Source organism: Thalassotalea loyana (assembly GCF_030161435.1).
Classification (GTDB): domain Bacteria; phylum Pseudomonadota; class Gammaproteobacteria; order Enterobacterales; family Alteromonadaceae; genus Thalassotalea_G; species Thalassotalea_G loyana.
Map to the genome: position 1 here is coordinate 83,946 of NZ_BSSV01000003.1, position 16,852 is coordinate 100,797.

Genomic DNA, 16,852 nt, shown 5'->3' on the forward strand with positions numbered 1-16,852 from the left:
AAAAAATCCCCGCGTTTAACGGCGGGGATAATAACATTTATTTGCTTGGATCACAGTGTAAACTTAGTAACATTAATTCCCTTAATGCAACTGAGAATTTAGCAAATTCGTGCGTCTGACTTGTTCTAAAGTCAGATAAAATGTGCTGCCAACGTTCAAGTGGTTGACTCGATTGCTCAAACCATAAATCTAACATTGTGTCAGTAGATTGTTCTGATTTGTAATTCTTCAGCACAACTGACGTTAATGAACGCTGTTGCCAATCAAGTTCTTCCCTAAATGACGCCCTAGCAAGTGCTTGCCAGTGGTTTGTTACCGGTTGACGCGTAATTTGGTCTAAGAACCAGTGTAATGACAATCGGTCGCCTAATTGGAAGTAAAGTTTAGCAACTTGATCAACATCACAGCTTTCCATTTGCGAAATCTCTGCGATATCCATCACTGAGAAAATCGTACTTAACTGTGAAATACGACGTGCAAGCGCTTTAGGAGCTCCAGCATTTGCTAAGTCTGTAGCGACCTTAGATAAACCAGCTAACTCATCTTTTGCAAGGTAGTTATCTAAGTTATCAGTCATTACAGCAAAGGTTGGTTTGAAGAATGCAATTGTTTCCTCAATCGTTAATGACTTATTGCGATGGCGCAAGAACCAACGTGTTGCACGACGAACATTACGACGTAACTGGAATAACATCTCCGTTTGAACAGCAGTTGTTATCTTGTTATCTAAGTCAGAAATTTCTTGCCATGTTTTCGGTAACTCGAAAATCTCACAAGCAATTGCATAGCTAATTGCAGTTTCAGCAACTGTAGCACCTGTTTCTTCCATCATACGATTAACAAAGTTAAAGCCCATGTCATTGCCAATATTGTTAGCTAGACGTGTTGCAATAATTTCTGCACGTAGTGGATGGTCTTGCATTTGTTCAGCGTACTTCTTCTGTAATTGCTGAGGGAATGCTTCAATCAATAAGCTTTGGAAGTATGGGTTTTCAGTGATTTCGTCACACACCAAATCTTCTTTCAACACCATCTTGTTGTATGCAAGTAACACAGACAATTCAGGACGAGTAAGGCCTTTGTTTTGTGCTAAGCGTTCAGCAATTTCATCGTCACTTGGAATAAACTCTAGTGCACGGTCTAGTTTGCCTGTACGTTCCATTTCTTGAATAAAACGTGTTTGCTCTTTTAACTGGCTTGCACCGCGTAACTCAGTAATTGAGATAGAGTGTGTTTGACGGTAACAGTCATGTAATACGATATCAGACACTTCGTCCGTCATATCGTAAAGTAACTTGTTACGTTGCTTAACAGTCAAATCACCATTTTGAACTAAGCCATTAAGTAAAATTTTGATATTTACTTCGTTATCTGAACAGTCAACACCACCAACGTTATCGACTGAATCAGTATTCATACGACCACCATTGGCAGTGTATTCAATACGACCTAATTGCGTTAAACCTAAGTTACCACCTTCACCAACGATTTTGGCGCGTAGTTCACTACCGTTGATACGTAACGCATCGTTTGCTCTATCGCCAACCTCTAAGTGACTTTCACTTGAGCCTTTAACATAGGTACCAATACCACCGTTCCAAATTAAGTCGACCTTAGTTTTCAATAACGCTTGAATAAGATCATTTGGCGCCATTGACTGCTTTTGCGTACCAATCATCTTCTTGATTTGTGGTGTTAACTTAATTGACTTCGCGGCACGAGAGAAAATACCACCACCTTCAGAAATAAGGTCTTTATTGTAATCTTCCCAAGAACAGCGTGGTAAGTTAAACAAACGCTCACGCTCTTTCCACGTTGACGCTGCATCAGGATCAGGGTCGATAAAAATATGTAAGTGGTTAAACGCAGCTTGTAAACGAATGTGTTTAGATAACAACATACCATTACCAAATACGTCACCCGCCATATCACCTATACCGATACAGGTAAAATCAGTAGTTTGACAGTCAATATCCATTTCACGGAAGTGACGTTTAACCGATTCCCATGCACCTTTAGCGGTAATACCCATACCTTTATGGTCGTAACCTACAGAGCCACCAGAAGCAAACGCATCACCCATCCAGAAGTTGTACTCTTCTGAAATACCATTAGCGATATCTGAGAAGGTTGCTGTACCTTTGTCAGCAGCAACAACTAAATAAGGGTCGTCTTCATCATGGCGAACAACATTAGCAGGCGGCACTAACTCACCACCAACAATGTTATCTGTAATGTCTAATAACGCGCGAATAAATGTACGGTAACACTCTTTACCGGCTTCAAAAATTTCGTCACGAGTACCGTGCTCAGGTAACTGTTTACAAACAAAGCCACCCTTTGCACCTACTGGCACGATTACAGTGTTTTTAACTTGTTGCGCTTTTACTAAGCCTAAAACTTCAGTACGGAAGTCTTCTCGACGGTCTGACCAACGTAAACCACCACGAGCAACCTTACCGCCACGTAAATGCACACCTTCAACTTGCGGAGAATATACAAAAATCTCAAACGCAGGGATTGGTTGCGGCATTTCAGTGATTAACTTAGGTAAAATCTTAAATGAAATGTATGGTTTAAACGCTTCTTTATCACCCGCTTGGAAGTAGTTTGTACGAATCGTTGCATTCATCATTTCAGCAAATCGACGAATAATACGGTCATCATCAAGGTTTGCTACCTTGTCTAACGACTCTTCGATTTCTGCTTCTACTTTTGCGATCGTTTTCTCTGATTGTTTACCTTTCGGATCAAAGCGTAAATTAAATAACTTGATTAATAATTCAGCTAAGTTCGGGTAACGAGAGAACGTATCTTCGATGTAGTTTTGACTAAATGTACCACCAATTTGACGCTCATATTTCGCATAAGCACGTAAAATTGATACTTCACGACCTTCTAAACCCGCACCCAGAATTAATCGGTTGAAACCGTCATCTTCTAAAACACCACGCCACACTTTTGCAAATGCGTCTTGGAATAACTGTTGTACTTTCGCAAGGCTAAACTCACCCTCGCCTGTTAAGATCATTGAGAAATCTAAGATCCAGTACATCTCGCCGTCACTTCCACGAACAGCATAAGGACTTTCACCAATAACACGTAAACCAAAGTTTTCTAACATTGGTAACACGTCAGAAAGGTGAAGCGGTTCACCCGTATGGAATAACTTCAATTTAACGAAACGGCTACCCGCTTTTTCTTCTTGCGGCTGATAAAACAACATTTCTAATTGGTTGTCATCAGAAAGCGCTTCAAGTTTTGCAATATCAACGATTGCAGAGCCAGGAAGGACTTCATCTTTATACGCTTGAGGGAAACTTGCGTATTTCGACATTAAACTTTTTGCTTTTGATTCACCTTGGTTTGACGTAAGCGCATCTGCTAACTTGTCGTCCCAGCTTCTAGCGGCTTCATTTAGGTTCTTTTCAATTTCTTTCACATTAATATCTGCTTTAGTTGAGTCGACACGCACAATGTAATGAGTTCGTGCTTGAACTGATTCAGAGAAGTAAGTGTTAAATTCGACTTCTTTATTACTACCGAAGGCTTCTTGTAGAAGTTTTTGTGTTTCTACACGTAATTTAGTGTTGTAGCGTTCACGCGGAACGTAAACCATACAAGAGTAGAAGCGATCGAATGCATCACGGCGTACAAATAAACCTGAATAATCACGTTCTTGCATGCGCAGAATACCAAGTACGTTATGTAATAATTCCTCAGTTCTTGATTGAAGAATTTCATCACGTGGATAGGTTTCTAAGATATTAATCAGTGTTTTGAAAGAGTGTGAACCTGGCGCAAACCCAGACGCTTTACAAACACTATTTACTTTATCGGAAATTAAAGGAAGTTCTACTGCACTACTTGTGTAGTACGCTGAACCAAATAAACCGATAAAACGTTCTTCACCCACAACTTTGCCATCTTTGTCAAAGCGCTTGATACCAATGTAATCAAGATGTGCTGGACGGTGAACACGTGAACGAGAGTTAGTTTTGGTTAAAATAAGTGCATTTTCACCCAGTGCAATTTCACGAGCTGTTGCGCTTAGTGTTGATAATAAACGCTTATCCGTACCCTTAGAGTTTTTCATTAAACCTAAACTAGATTTAACGTTCGCAGTTAATGCTAAATCACCTTTAAGGGTTTCAACGTCATACGAGCGGTAGCCCATTAACGTGAAGTTATTATTGGCAATCCACTTTAAAAATTTAAGTGATTCTTGTTTGTTGCTTTTCTCGCCTGGCACATTTGAATTGCCAAACTCATCGATAACGTCGTTTAAACGTTTTAGCATTGGTTGCCAATCGTTCACCGTTAAAGAGATGTCACTAACAACCGATTCAAGTTCAACTTTTAGCTCGGCTAACTGTTCATCACTTGTAATGCGGTCAATCTCGATGAAAAACACGGTTTCATTAACCGAATCTTTAATTTTCTTCTCACTAGCATTAGCTAATTGAGTCACATTATTGCTTTTATCGCGCGTAACTTGCATTGGGCAGTTAAGCATTAAATGTGGACTAAGGCCCTTTCGATTCAGAGCAATTCTTACAGAATCAACAAGAAACGGCATATCATCAACAATGACTTCGATAATAGTGTGGCTCGACTTCCACCCATTTTGCGCAACTTCAGGATTAAAAACCTTAATAAGCGCATTACCGTGTTTAAACTCGTTCAACGAATTCCATAAACTGAGTGTCGCACCATATACGTCACTGTCGTTTCGGTAAGTTAAATCCGAGGTTGAGATATTGCCGTAAAGAATTTCTGAAAACTTTTCGACTAGAGGGGCTGTTTCTTTCGAAACTTTTTGCTGTATTAATTGTGATACGTTTTTCAGTATTACTGATGGTAGACCGTCTACTAACGCCATGCCGTTTTCCTTATGTGAAAAAACGAATATTTATTATTTTAATACCAACTTTTGAGTAAATTAGTATGAACTGTCTATTAGGATAGACTATACCGCAGATTTTATTAGCTATTTTAAGGTTTTGCGAGTGTTTTTTTATTGATTAGACCACTGAAATTAGCGGCTAGAGGAGGAATCTGTGATTCTATTCAATAGTTATAAATAGAAAATGGCCTTTCGGCCATTTTCTTGATTATTTATGCAACTATTTTTTTTGTTTTTCTTTTATTTCTTCTCGCCATAAAACTGATGCTAATGCTGGCAATACAACTATCGCTGCAAGCATGTTCACCAAGAACATAAACGTCATCAAAATACCCATATCTACTTGGAATTTTAAGTCAGAGAAGAACCAAGTTGAAACGCCAATAGCAAGCGTAACACCTGTAATCAGTACGGCACTACCACGTTCGGTTAATGCTGCAAGATATGCTTGGTGAACACTTTCACCGTTTCGAATACGTTGTGCCATAGTTGATAAAATATAAATACCGTAATCAACACCGATACCAACACCAAGGGCAATAACTGGAAGCGTTGATACCGTTAAGCCGATATTTAATTCCGTCATTAACCACTGCGCAAGTGTTGAAACCACATACAACGGCAGCACAACTGAAATGGTTGCTCGTACGCTTCTAAAACTAATTAAACATAAAACGATAACTGCGGCGTAAACATACATCATCATTGGCAACTGAGCAGCTTCAACTGCTTCATTCGTCGCCGCCATTACACCAACAGGACCAGATGCAAGCTTAAACTGCAATTGGTCATTGTTTAATTCACTTGCATATAATTTAACTTTATCAACAACACGGTTAATAGTTTCTGCTTTGTGATCTTCTAAGAATAAAATCACTGGCATTACACTACAGTTTCTATCAAGTAAACCACTTGATGTAGGTACACGTGAAATTGATTGAACTAACGATTGCTGGTTACGAGACAAGCTGCGCCACTTAGGGTTACCCTCGTTGTAACCTGCATTAACGATTTTCGCAACGCTCGCTAAACTAATCGCAGAATCTACACCCGGAACGTTCTCCATCTTCCATTGGAATTCATCCATGGTTTCAAGTGTGTCGTGTGATGTACATGCATCAGGATACGCTTCAACAATCACAGAAATATAATCGACGGTAATTGCGTACTTATCTGTAATTAAAAACGTATCTTGGTTATAACGTGAATCTTCATGCAATGCCGGAGCACCCGCGTGTAACTCACCGATTTTCATATTCTGAGAGTAATATGCACCTGCAACAAACAATAGTGCAGTAACACCTAAAATTACACGCGCAGCCTTAGGTGTCGCAAACACAGCAAGCTTGCGCCAAATTTCGTCATTGTTGCTCTTAGCAATTTGCTCATCGCTATCCTTGGTTAATTTCATGTACGAAATTAAGATAGGTAATAAGATAAGGTTAGTTAAGATAATCATCGCAACACCAAGTGATGCAGTAATTGCTAATTCACGAATAACGCCAATATCAATCGATAGTAAGGTTAAAAAGCCTACGGTGTCTGATAATAACGCCACCATACCTGGCACTAATAATGTTCTGAAGCTAAATTGCGCAGATTCTTTTGCACTATAACCTTGGTTAACGAGCTTTTTAACTGAGTTAATCATCTGTACGGCATGACTCACACCGATGGCAAAGACTAAAAACGGTACCAAGATTGACATTGGATCCAAACCGAAGCCGATAACGGTCAACATCCCCATTTGCCACACAACAGTAACTAGAGAACAGAAGATAGGTAAAATGGTCAACTTTACTGACTTACAGAAAAAGAAAACCATCAATGCCGTGATCGCAATAGCAACCCCGAAGAAGGCAACTACACCTTTTGCACCTAACGCAACATCGCCTACCATTTTCGCAAAACCAATAATGTGAATACTAATATTGCCCTTCTCATATTGACCACGAATTTGTTCTTCAAGCTGGTTTGCTAAGTTAATTGTATCTAGCTTTTCGCCTGTGTTTGGGTCTATATCCATTAACGAAGTTTGGACCATTGCACATGTGTAATCGTCAGATACCGTACGACCTACAATACCTGCTTTCTCAATGTTGCTTTTTACAATGGCTAGACCACGTTCGTTCGGCTTAAAATCAGCAGGAATCACTGGTCCACCGGCAAAGCCGTCTTCAACAACTTCAACAAATCGAGTGCTCGGCGAATAAAGTGATTTAACTTGAATACGATCAACCCCAGGTATGAAAAACAGCTGATCGTGTACACCTTTTAATGAAGTGAAGAATTCTTCATTAAAAATATCGCCGTTTGTATTACAAACAGAAATTAATACATTATTTGCACCACCAAAGTTCTCTTGGTGTTTCAAATAGGTTTTCATGTAACTGTGATTAAGTGGAATATTCTTGATGAAAGAAGCATCAAGGCGAATTTGGCTCGCTTGGTAGCCAAGAAAAATGGTTGATAGTAGGAATAAAAACAACACCGTTAAACGATGTCGAAATATGCCAACTTCTATTCGATTAATAAAAGACTCTGAGTTCATAAGACTACTTCAAAATTGTAATTGTTTTAATGCCAACATCCGACACAGCAATAAGTTTTCCGTTGAAAACAGCACCAGCGATCAATGCTTTGCCATCTGGCTGTGGGTATTGAGTAAATGTTTGACCGTCGTCATCACTTGCTAACAACATGCCTGAATTACCAAGCACGTAAAGTGTATTAGAATCTGTTAATACGATTGAATTTAACAGGGCTTTTGTATCTGTTTCAACTGCTTGCCATGGCGTACCATTGCGCAAACTTCTAAAGGCATTTCCGCGCAAACCAACAACGAGTAAATTACCTTTTCGTGTGCGCGCTAAATCGAAAAATGAACCTTGATAAATTTCGTCGAATGGTTCCCAAGTATCACCAAAATCGTTACTTTTAGCTATCAACCCTATTTCACCAACTAAATAAAGCGTGCGGCCATCCATCGTAATGCGATTAAAATGCGGCAGAATACTACTTCTTTCATCCAAATAAGCTTCTTCATCTTCTTGTTTAAGCTCATTTAAGTAATCAATATCATCTTGGAACAGAAATTCTTCATGGAATTCATTTGTCCAGTTTTGTCCGCCATCAGTTGTACGGTAAAACATACCATACGCACCAATCGCTAAACCATTTAACTCATCTTTAAACACCACATCGAGCAATGGCTTTTCAAGTTGAGGGAAAAATTGTTGGATTTGCCATGTGCTACCGCCATCTTGGGTATGCAATATCGTTGCATCATGACCTACAGCCCAGCCTTTCATACTATTGACGAAATGAACTGCCGTTAATGTTGATTTAACAGGAACACTAGCTTGTTGCCAGTTTTCAGCGTCATTTGATACTAAAATATGACCATATTCGCCAACCGCTACCAATCGCTCATTACCGATTGCGGTTAGGTCAAGTAAAAGTGATTTTTCTGCCAGAGGCGCTTGCCATGAAGGAGAAGGAGTTTGGTCGGCAACAACTACAAAACTCGTAAAAATAAAAACTAAAGCCAACAATTGCTTCATTGGTAATACTCTCAAATTTATACAAAAAACGGCTGTTAAAACAGCCGTTTTTAACTAACATCAACCGCTCTGCTATACCCGAAAGACATAGCAAAGTCAGTGAATGCTAATACTAACAGCCGTTCTTAACGACGACCTTCACGACGTAATGCCGCTGGTGTAAATGACTTCTCTTCTAATTGCGTTGAGAAATCGTACATATTAGCTTGGTTATCTAAACCAATCGCAATGTAACGTCTAGACTGAAGATCATGGAACACTTCAAGCGTAGACCATTGTGCTGGTAATTCATAATAGTTTAAGCCATGTGCAACACCAACACGGTATAACTGATCACGGTTGTCGTAAATATCAGTTACAGCGATCTGCCAGCTATCTTCATCAATAAAGAACACACGTTTTTTGTATATGTGACGTGTATCTTCTTTTAAGTTAGCTTCAACAACCCAAACACGGTGCTTCTCGTAACGCACGTGATCAGGGTTAATGTGGCCAGGTTGGATAATATCGTCATAGCTCAACTTATCACTATGTAGACGGTAATCGTTGTATGGAATTAAAAGCTCTTGCTTACCTTTTAATGTCCATGTGTAACGATCTGGCGCGCCATTGTACATATCGAAATCATCAGTCGTTCTTAAACCATCTGACGCTGTACCTGGTGCATCGTATGCCACGTTAGGTGCACGACGAACACGACGTTGACCTGTGTTGTATGTCCAAGCTTGACGTGGTGTTTTGATTTGGTCCATGGTTTCATGAACTAATAACGCAGTACCTGCTAAACGTGCTGGCTCTGATACTTTTTGTTTGAACTTAAACAAGATGTTTGATTCTTGTAATTGCTCAGGTTGAGCACCTTTAACGTTATATGGAAGGATTAATTGCTCATCAAAACCAATGTATGTGTAGTCACCACTTGCTGTTGGTGCAGCTTGACCACCTTGGCGAATTACACTTTCACCACGGTAACGCAAAATGTGGTTCCAAATAGCTTCTAAACCTGTTTGTGGTACTGGGAAAGGTACACCTACAGCAGCCTGTGTAATACCGTTACCACCTTCAATTAACTCAGCACGTGTAGCATTTTCAACTGTTGCATCGTAAACGTGTTGAGGAAAAGATGCACTACGGCGAGTCTTGTATACATTCATTTTGAATGTATCTGGGTATGTTTCAAATAACTTAATTTGACCTGGCGTTAATAAGTCACGGTATTGCGACATGTTTTGCGCCGTTACCGTGTACTCAATTTTATCATCTGCATATGGATCAACGTGATGTTGGCCAGGAGTATAACCAGCTGGTGCAGCCGTAATACCACCATCCCACGCAGGAATAGAGCCGTCAGCATTTGCACCCTGCTCTGCACCCATAGGTGTTAAGCTTTTACCAAGCTTGCCAGCTTCGTCAGCAGAGATCTTTGCCATTGCGCCCGTTGTAGCTAATGCACATGATACTGCTAATGACAATAATGTAATTTTTTTCATGTTAATTGCCTTAGATTGAATACTTGATGTTGAAAGACACGTAATCACGATCTTCCATCTTATTAGTAGTACCTACACCATCAAAGAATGCGTTGTAAGTAATGTCAGCTGCCCAGCGGCTTTGGTAATCGAATGAAACACCTAAAGATACTGACTTACGATCTTCAATGAATAGGAATAATGGATCCGGCGTAATACCGTCAACATCATGAGAGAAAACAATACGCGGTGACATATTCACACCCGCAAATACGTTGTTGTAATCTAATTTACCTACAACGCGGTAACCCCATGCAAAGTCTGTTGGGAACGGGTTAGTTTCAACGCCGTCTTGAAGTGCAAGCTCAAGGCCTTCTTTACCTTCAATACCGCCATTACGAGCTGTACCCGGACCATTCAAACGTAATACGTCTTCATCAGGCATGTCGTTGATGTTAATACCACCTACTTCAACTAGACCTGTTACTTGGCTTGCACCAAACATTGGACCGAATAAATGTGTGAATGTCATTTGCGCTTGAACAGTGTCAGATAAGATATAACCTGGCGCTCTTTCACCTTGACCAAATACAGGCATTTGAGAAACACCGTCTAGGTCAGGTCGTAAACCCGCGTTCGCTAATTGCTGAGGCATCGCAGCGAAAAGAAGCTCTACGTCATCAATTTGAAGTGGTTCATCTTGACGGAAAGTTACTTCACCCGCTACAGCTGTTGTACCTGCAGTCGTGTTGAAACTTAACGCGTATAACTTGATATCTTCTACATAGTCTAATTCTACTTTAGAGAATGAATTTAACATGTAGTAGTTATCTTCAGTAATTTGGCCGCCTGCAATCATACCTAAGTCTGCACCAATTGCTTCAGCTGAGAAGTCAGCTGTAACACCAGAAAATACTGGGCGACGACTGTGATAATTCATGTAGTACAAACTTAATTCAGTGTCGTTTAATTCAGGTAAGAACCACGATAAACGTAAACCGTATTGACCGCCATCATCTGGCTCAACTTCAGCTAAACTGCCAGGTGCTTTTAACGTTAATTTTGTTGGGTATGCTAAGTACATTTGTGATGCAGTTGCCGTATCAATTGCACCAGCACGCATCAGGTCACCCATACCGTTTAAGCTAGACATTAAAAAGTCTAAATCCATGTCAGGATTTCCAGTGAAACCTAACTGAACGTTGTTGTAATGACCACCGTCACCAGCAAAGTCGTTAGTTGAGAAGTAACTACCTGGTGCAGGTAATACAGTTTTCTCCCAACGGTATTGATAAAAAGCTTCAACGTTGAAGTTTTCCGTTACACCTAATGATGCCCATACCGCGCCAAATGGAATAAACGCTTCTTTCAATTCCGCACCTGGAGCACGTAAACGAGCGATATCTACAGGGTTAAGCTCACTAATACCGTGAGAAATAAGCGTACTTTCACCCCAGCTAATAACTTGGTCACCAATACGAACAGATAACGGCATTTCACCAATATCAAAGTCTGCGTAGAAGAATGCATCTAATAAACGGATATCTTTACAAACTTGTTCTTTAGCTTCGTCATCACGACATACATCGTTATTTACTTGAGACGTTGGGTTAACCCATGGGCGCTCACTATCCATCATTTCGAAATCATAGAAGTACATGCCACGTGCGAAGAAACCAAAGTTATCGTAACGGATGTCTAATTCGTGAGAGCCTTTAAAAACAGAAGAGAATGCTTCGCCAGCATCATAGTTTAGGTTACCGTTGTCGCCATTGTTTGAATAGCCACCAGCACCGTTCCAAATGTCTGCGTTGATAGGTGTAGGGTTTGTTGCAGCATTGTAATTACTAAAATCAAAACCGTTGTGTAAGTTGTTTGACTTACCAACGTTGTCATTCCAGTTTCTGTCTTCAACACGCCAACTTTGGCCGTAACTGAATGTTGAATCGAAACTGATATCGAAATTCCCTACTTGGAAATTTGCCGCTAAAGCATTATTAGCTGATAAAGCTAACATAGCTGTTGCTATGCCAAGCGCTACCGGCTTTTTATAAAACTTTGCGTGAGGGCTATGTTTCATTAATTCTCTCCCCAAATGCGAAACAATTTTTATTTTTTTATTTCCACGAGGTTGTGGATGAAACAATAATTACATCATTTTAATGAACTAGCAAGCGATAAAATCATACCGAAAGCCCTCTATTTACAATGACTTTAGCGAGAGATCCAACCAGAGCAACAACCCTGTTTAAAACACTTGTTTAAAACGGCTTTTACAGAAAACAATTTTTTAGCTTGAGCAAAGCATTTGGCGGGCGTTAACACTTTATAGCGGTCAAACAACAAACCTTAATACTTTGCAGGCATGATGGTCTGACCACTGTTTAAAGCAAAAACTCTAAATCAATTTATGCGGGTTAAAGAAACGAACTTACCTTGGTCGGTTTTTAAGCAGAATAAGCCTCTTACGCCGAGTGAGTCGACATATTTTCGCAAATGCATTGCAGGAAATTCTACTCTCAAACCCGTTGTCGTTGTAACAACAAGACTTTGTACCCTACCCTGATAGTAAGGTAAAAAGTCCTGCGTACTCATATTGATCGAAAAGAAGTACGATTGGCTCATAATCTACGTATATAGGTTTAATCTAACGCAGCGTTAATTTTTTCTGTTAAGTCCTTTGATAAATTATCTAAGCTTCTTAACTTAACCAATTGTGCTTTCATCATCGCTTGTCGCTTTGGCTCATATTGTTTGAATGCAAGCAAAGGTGTGATTAAACGGGCGGCAACTTGAGGGTTGATCGTATTAAGTTTTTCAAGTTGGTCACCTAAGAACTCATATCCTCTGCCCGTTGAACAGTGGAAGTGCTTAGGGTTATTCATTGAGAATGCACCAATTAATGAACGAGCTCGGTTTGGATTATTTAAACTAAAATCCTCACGTGCTAATAGCGCTTTCAAATTTTCAAATGTGTCATCGCCTTGCTGCATCGCTTGTAATGAAAACCATTTATCCATCACTAACGTCGTGTCTAGCCATTTTCGTTCGAAGTCGGCCATCAAGCTGTCACGAACTGACAATCCCTGATTGGTTGCCGCATTGAGTGCTGCAAGATTCTCTGTCATGTTTTCGCCCGCTTGGTAGTGAGCTTCAACCAACTCATGATTAGCAGCATTCACCGCGAGATAACTCAGACAAACACTTGCTAATGAACGCGTTTGTGGCGTTCTTTCACCCGATTGACAGTTACGGTATGCCGTTAATAAATGCTCAGATAAGCCATTTGCTAAAAACTGTTTCAACGTATTTAGCGCATCAATAATTTTTTCAGGCTCAATGACTTTTGCATTATCCGCTATCTCACCAAAGCCTGGCAGTGTTAGTTGCTCCGCTTTTAATGCTGTATCTAAAGCTTCATTTGAAAGCACATCTTTAAACGCATTAATCAGTTGTTCTGGTAATTGGTAATTTGGATCTTCGATTAATCGGAAAATGTATCGAGTAAATAATTTTTGGCCTGCATCCCATTGGCAAAATGTATTATTAGCCTTTTGCATGATTGTGATCAGTTCATCATCACTTTGTTCAAAGCTGACTTTAACTGGGGCACTGAAATCACCTAAAAACGCCATGACAGGTTTTTCTTCGTAGCCATCAAATGTCCACACTTGGCTTTCACTTGTAAGCTCGAGTAAATGAGCTTCAACTGCACCCGTACTACCATTAATAAGCTCTACCTTGATAGGAATATGTAATGGGTACTTTTCTGGTTGTTGTTTTGTCGATTCTGTCAATTGAGAGACTTCGATTTTATAGGCTTTGCTACCGTCATCAAAGGTTTCGTTTACTGACAACATTGGCGTGCCTGATTGCGAGTACCAACGTTTAAACAAAGACAGGTCTTTATTCGACGCATCAGCCATGGCGTTAACGAAATCATCACAAGTAACAGCCATACCATCAAAACGTTCGAAATAGAGATCCATACCCTTTCTAAAGTTCTCTTGTCCAAGCAATGTGTGCATCATTCGAATAACTTCCGAGCCTTTCTCATACACAGTTAACGTGTAGAAGTTATTCATCTCCATCACTTTTTCCGGACGAATTGGATGAGCCATTGGGCTGGCATCTTCGGCAAATTGATGAGCTCGTAGAACACGAACGTTTTGGATTCGAGTGACCGCAGCACTGTGCATATCAGCACTAAATTGCTGATCACGAAATACCGTTAACCCTTCTTTTAAACTCAACTGGAACCAATCTCGACAAGTAACTCGGTTACCTGTCCAGTTATGAAAGTACTCGTGAGCAATAACGGCTTCAACATTGAAGTAATCGGTGTCTGTTGCTGTATCTTCGTTCGCCAGCACGTACTTAGAGTTGAAAACGTTAAGCCCTTTATTTTCCATTGCACCCATGTTGAAAAAGTCCACAGCAACAATCATGTAGATATCAAGATCGTATGCTAATCCAAATACTTCTTCATCCCACTGCATTGATTTTTTTAATGAGGTCATTGCATGGTGTGCTTTGGATAAGTTGCCTTTATCAACGAATATTTCTAACGCAACATTTCGCCCTTCACTGGTTTTGAAGCTATCACTAAGTAAATCAAAATCACCTGCAACTAGTGCGAACAAATATGCTGGCTTTGGATATGGGTCATGCCACGTGACAAAGTGCTTGCCACCGTCTAATTGCCCAGAATCAACTTTGTTACCATTTGATAGTAATTGCGGAAATTGCTCTTGTTCTGCAATCACTTTAGTCGTAAAGGTCGCCATCACATCAGGACGGTCCATGTAATAGGTTATGCGTCTAAATCCTTCCGCTTCACATTGTGTACAAAATGCATCACCGGACTTGAACAAACCTTCAAGTGCCGTATTGTTTAGCGGATCGATTTGCGTTTCTATCACTAAAACATTGTCCTCTTCCGGCAATGATAGTATCAACCCTGTTTCAGATAATTGATACTGAGCAGCTGAGAGTTGTTCACCATTAAGTGTAACTTTCAATAACGTTAAGTGCTCACCGTCTAACTGAAGCTGTGTATTTTCAGTCAGTCGTTTAATTGCCATTTCATTTACAACATGGGTTTCGGTGTCGTTCAACGAGAACGTTAAATTAACCGTACTAATTTGAAATTCAGGCGCTTTGTAATCCGATAAATAGCGTGTAGTTGATTGAGTCATAAAGAGTCCGCAAAGCAAAGTTGTAGATATTGATTTAGTTATGTGCAAAGAAAAGCCAGTTAAACACTGGCTTTTGAATATTTATGTATTTAGCAGTTTTATGCAGGTTTTACTAATTTTTTAATTTTAAATCCGATAAAACCATAAATGACTGCAAGAATTGGGTTAATAATGTTAAAGAAACAATAGAACAAGTAATCTAACGGGTTAACCATTAATACACTATACATATATGCACCACATGTATTCCAAGGAATAAGTGGTGATGTAATTGTGCCTGAGTCTTCCAATGTACGACTTAGTACAACAGGATGTAGACCACGACGTTCATACTCTTCTTTATACATGCGACCAGGCATTACAATAGCCATATATTGGTCTGCAGTAATTAAGTTTGTACTAAAGCACGTTGCCACAGTTGATGCAATTAAACTACCTGTAGATTTAGCTGTTTTCAAGATTGCAGTAACAAACACTTTTAACATACCCAAATGCTCTAATACCGCACCAAAACTTAACGCACACATAATTAACCACGTTGTGTTAAGCATGCTTGACATACCACCACCACTTAGTAAGTCATTAAGTTCACTATTGCCTGTTTCAATCGCAACACCGTCAAAAAATGCCGTCCAAACAACGCGTAAATTTGCTTCAACTTGACTTAAACCTTCACCAGCTAGTCGACCAATTAATTCTGGTTGAAAAAGCACGGCCCAGATAGCGCCGATAATTGCACCGATAGAAACCGCGATAAACGCAGGCGCTTTTCTAATGGCTAAAACAAGCAGCACAACTAAGGGTACGAGGTTAAATACACTCAAGTTAAATTGTGACGCTAACTGCTCGTTCAATGAATCAATCGCTTCCGTTGAAGCAGTCGTTGATTCAGTAAAACCCAAGATAGTAAAAATAACTAACGCTGTGGCAATTGAAGGAACTGTCGTCCACAGCATGTAACGAATGTGAGCAAATAGTTCACTGCCAGCAATCGCAGGTGCCAAGTTAGTTGTTTCAGATAGTGGTGAGACTTTATCACCAAAATACGCACCAGAGATAACTGCACCGGCGGTGATTGCTGGCGATAAATCTAACCCTTGCGAAATACCTAACAAAGCAACACCTATGGTTGCTGCCGTCGTCCAAGAGCTACCAATACTCATGGCAACAATACCACAAATAATACAAGACGCTGCGTAGAACCAAGACGGATCTAAAATCTTAAGACCATAATAAATCATGGTTGGTACAGTGCCTGAAAGCAACCATGTACCGATGAGTGCCCCTACTGATAATAAAATCAAAATAGCACCTAATGATAATGAAATACCATTAACGATCGCTTTTTCAATTTCAGACCAAGAGAAGCCGTTTTTAATACCAATAACAACTGCGATCCCCATAGCAACAAGTAATGCAATTTGGTTAGGACCATACGAAGAGTTGTCACCAAACAAGGTCACAGCGCCTGCAAGCATAATAACAAGCGCAATTACTGGAATTACAGAGTCAAACATACTCGGCGTGCGTGGTGATGAATCTACTGACATGTGAAAATTAAAACCTATAATTATTGTAATATTTATTGTATTAGCTAAGTAAAATGCCTTTAGTTTTGAATAAGTGCAAGTCACAATTTTTCGACGCTTGCGCGATGCAACAATAAATATTCGATAAAACTGAATAGATCATACCATCAATTGCCATTCAAGCAGA

The 16,852-nt window shown here is 39.9% G+C and carries 8 protein-coding genes; all 8 read right to left on the reverse strand.

The genetic code is table 11. The features are described 5' to 3' along the window. Positions 1–37 precede the first annotated feature (37 nt). Positions 38–4,882 carry an NAD-glutamate dehydrogenase gene (locus tag QQK05_RS08060; protein ID WP_284297406.1) on the reverse strand — a complete coding sequence of 1,615 codons (4,845 nt, stop codon included), beginning with the start codon at positions 4,880–4,882 and terminating at the stop codon, positions 38–40. A gap of 244 nt (positions 4,883–5,126) precedes the next feature. Continuing rightward, entirely contained in the window at positions 5,127–7,457 is a 2,331-nt protein-coding gene (locus QQK05_RS08065) for an efflux RND transporter permease subunit (RefSeq protein WP_284297408.1), read from the reverse strand. Positions 7,458–7,461: 4 nt separating this feature from the next. Then, on the reverse strand, positions 7,462–8,469 hold the full coding sequence (locus tag QQK05_RS08070) for a WD40/YVTN/BNR-like repeat-containing protein (protein ID WP_284297412.1): 1,008 nt from the start codon (positions 8,467–8,469) through the stop codon (positions 7,462–7,464). Between the two features lie 125 nt (positions 8,470–8,594). Further along, positions 8,595–9,959 (reverse strand): DUF1329 domain-containing protein, encoded by a 1,365-nt coding sequence (locus QQK05_RS08075; RefSeq protein WP_284297414.1) that lies wholly within the window; start codon positions 9,957–9,959, stop codon positions 8,595–8,597. 10 nt (positions 9,960–9,969) lie between these two features. Beyond that, complete coding sequence (locus tag QQK05_RS08080; RefSeq protein WP_284297416.1) at positions 9,970–12,018, reverse strand: DUF1302 domain-containing protein; 2,049 nt, start codon at positions 12,016–12,018, stop codon at positions 9,970–9,972. Between the two features lie 323 nt (positions 12,019–12,341). Beyond that, the gene (locus QQK05_RS08085) at positions 12,342–12,563 is read right to left on the reverse strand and encodes a DUF2835 domain-containing protein (protein ID WP_284297418.1); all 222 of its coding nucleotides are present in this window, start codon (positions 12,561–12,563) and stop codon (positions 12,342–12,344) included. 17 nt (positions 12,564–12,580) lie between these two features. Continuing rightward, complete coding sequence (gene pepN / locus QQK05_RS08090) at positions 12,581–15,136, reverse strand: aminopeptidase N (protein WP_284297420.1); 2,556 nt, start codon at positions 15,134–15,136, stop codon at positions 12,581–12,583. Positions 15,137–15,234: 98 nt separating this feature from the next. After that, on the reverse strand, positions 15,235–16,686 hold the full coding sequence (gene nhaC, locus QQK05_RS08095; RefSeq protein ID WP_284297422.1) for a Na+/H+ antiporter NhaC: 1,452 nt from the start codon (positions 16,684–16,686) through the stop codon (positions 15,235–15,237). Positions 16,687–16,852 lie beyond the last annotated feature (166 nt).